This window comes from Neisseria sp. P0021.S007, from assembly GCF_051956855.1.
The window spans coordinates 1-937 of sequence record NZ_JBQCXA010000219.1 but is presented as its reverse complement, the minus strand read 5'-3'; the positions used below and the strand labels follow the sequence as shown (position 1 = coordinate 937).

2 protein-coding genes are annotated in these 937 nt (G+C 50.5%); both read left to right on the top strand.

The window, feature by feature from the left end; genetic code table 11:
* Window positions 1-684, top strand: a 684-nt coding sequence (locus tag ACTHUR_RS12350; RefSeq protein ID WP_440398769.1) for an ATP synthase beta subunit C-terminal domain-containing protein, incomplete at its 5' end; no start/stop codon positions are given.
* A gap of 10 nt (window positions 685-694) precedes the next feature.
* Window positions 695-937 (top strand): ATP synthase F1 subunit epsilon (gene atpC / locus ACTHUR_RS12345; protein ID WP_440398767.1); only part of this gene is annotated, 243 nt, incomplete at its 3' end.

Sequence of the window (937 nt, the reverse complement as noted above, 5' to 3'; positions counted from 1 at the left end):
GGTCGCGACGTATTGTTCTTCGTTGACAACATCTACCGTTACACTTTGGCCGGTACCGAAGTATCTGCACTGTTGGGCCGTATGCCTTCTGCAGTGGGTTACCAACCGACATTGGCTGAAGAAATGGGTCGTTTGCAAGAGCGTATTACCTCTACCCAAACCGGCTCCATTACTTCCATCCAAGCCGTATATGTACCTGCGGATGACTTGACTGACCCGTCTCCAGCGACAACTTTCGCCCACTTGGACGCAACCGTCGTATTGAGCCGTGATATTGCATCTTTGGGTATTTACCCGGCAGTTGACCCGCTTGATTCTACTTCACGCCAATTGGATCCGATGGTATTGGGCCAAGAGCACTACGACGTAGCGCGCGGTGTACAGTCTACTCTGCAAAAATACAAAGAATTGCGCGACATTATCGCTATTCTGGGTATGGACGAATTGTCTGACGAAGACAAACTGACTGTGATGCGCGCCCGTAAAATCCAACGCTTCCTGTCTCAACCGTTCCACGTTGCCGAAGTATTTACCGGTTCTCCAGGCAAATATGTTTCATTGCGTGACACCATCGCCGGCTTTAAAGCCATCTTGAACGGCGAATACGACCATCTGCCTGAACAAGCGTTCTATATGGTAGGCGGTATCGAAGAAGCGGCTGAGAAAGCGAAAACCTTAAACTAAGGAGGCCGGCATGAGCACCATGCAAGTTGAAGTGGTCAGTAGCGAGCAAAACATCTATTCGGGCGAGGCCAGCTTTGTGGTGGTTCCGACCGTTCAAGGTGAGCTTGGTATTTATCCACGACACGAGCCGATTATGAGTTTGGTACGCCCCGGCGCATTGCGTTTGACTGTTCCGGGTGAAGCTGAAGAAGTACTGGTTGCCGTTTCCGGTGGCGTTTTAGAAGTACAGCCTGATAAGATTACCGTATTGGCA